Here is a 1386-nt window from a genome sequence, read left to right on the forward strand (position 1 = left end):
CCTCGGCACCAACGTTTTTTCGCGTCAGCGAAAATAACGCACATTAATCCAAAAACTTTTAAAACTATGCGCCCGTAGCTCAATTGGATAGAGCGTTTGACTACGGATCAAAAGGTTAGGGGTTCGACTCCTCTCGGGCGCGCCAGTTTTAGTTATCAAGTACGGGAAGTAGCTCAGCTTGGTAGAGCACTTGGTTTGGGACCAAGGGGTCGCAGGTTCGAATCCTGTCTTCCCGACCATCATTAAATATTGGGGCCTTAGCTCAGCTGGGAGAGCGCCTGCTTTGCACGCAGGAGGTCAGCGGTTCGATCCCGCTAGGCTCCACCAAATTTATAAGTAACAAACAATGATTATGGCGGTCTAGCTCAGCTGGCTAGAGCGAGCCGTAAACATCTTGAATAATCTCCATTGTAGGCTTGTGAGGAATGTGTCTGGAAGAGACATGACGAACATGGTTTTTTACAATGAGCGTATTGTAACTATGGCGGTGTAGCTCAGCTGGCTAGAGCGTACGGTTCATACCCGTGAGGTCGTGGGTTCGATTCCCTCCGCCGCTACCATTTTCACAAACGACCAATAGGTCACATATGTTTTTGGAGGAATACCCAAGTCCGGCTGAAGGGATCGGTCTTGAAAACCGACAGGGGTGTCAAAGCCCGCGGGGGTTCGAATCCCCCTTCCTCCTCCATATAATTTATTATATTTTTATCATCGCGGGGTGGAGCAGTTCGGTAGCTCGTCGGGCTCATAACCCGAAGGTTGCAGGTTCAAATCCTGTCCCCGCAACCAATTTCAGTTGACGATGCTACGTCGAGTAATCATCTAAGCAAGTCAATATAGTAGTGCTGTTAAGTGCAACCAAAAAAATGTAATGTAATATGAATATTAAAATATTATGTTAAGGTAAGTTATTTTCACTACGTGAAAAAACTCTGGTCCGGTAGTTCAGTTGGTTAGAATGCCTGCCTGTCACGCAGGAGGTCGCGGGTTCGAGTCCCGTCCGGACCGCCATTATTGCCGTAAACTAATTTGGCTAGGTAGCTCAGTTAGTAGAGCACGTTCGAATATGCTTCTCTGAATAAAACTTCAGCGTACTCATCGAGCTGCTTCTTGAATAATCCTTCTTAGATGAGGACGATCTACTAGTTAAAAAAACTAGTAGAATACTTATAAGTTATAGGTATAAATAATTTATACGTAAAGAGCATTCCTTTATCATGTTTATTAATACTAACTAATTATTCGGCTCGGTAGCTCAGTTGGTAGAGCAATGGACTGAAAATCCATGTGTCGGCGGTTCGATTCCGTCCCGAGCCACCTTTATCTATAATGATGCCTGTAGCTCAATTGGTAGAGCACGATCGACTACGCTTCGAAGCTTTTGCT

At 45.3% G+C, this 1386-nt stretch carries 8 tRNA genes; all 8 read left to right on the forward strand.

Annotation, left to right across the window (positions count from 1 at the left end):
- Positions 1-68 precede the first annotated feature (68 nt).
- Positions 69-145 (forward strand) — tRNA-Arg (locus COD11_RS24435).
- Positions 146-162: 17 nt separating this feature from the next.
- A tRNA-Pro gene (locus tag COD11_RS24440) sits at positions 163-239 on the forward strand.
- A 12-nt stretch (positions 240-251) separates the two neighbouring features.
- A tRNA-Ala gene (locus COD11_RS24445) sits at positions 252-327 on the forward strand.
- Positions 328-483: 156 nt separating this feature from the next.
- A tRNA-Met gene (locus COD11_RS24450) sits at positions 484-560 on the forward strand.
- Between the two features lie 35 nt (positions 561-595).
- Positions 596-688 (forward strand) — tRNA-Ser (locus COD11_RS24455).
- A gap of 24 nt (positions 689-712) precedes the next feature.
- Positions 713-789, forward strand: a tRNA-Met gene (locus COD11_RS24460).
- 145 nt (positions 790-934) lie between these two features.
- A tRNA-Asp gene (locus tag COD11_RS24465) sits at positions 935-1011 on the forward strand.
- A 233-nt stretch (positions 1012-1244) separates the two neighbouring features.
- A tRNA-Phe gene (locus COD11_RS24470) sits at positions 1245-1317 on the forward strand.
- Positions 1318-1386 lie beyond the last annotated feature (69 nt).

The organism is Bacillus sp. AFS040349 (genome assembly GCF_002577655.1).
Taxonomy (GTDB): Bacteria; Bacillota; Bacilli; order Bacillales; family Bacillaceae; genus Metabacillus.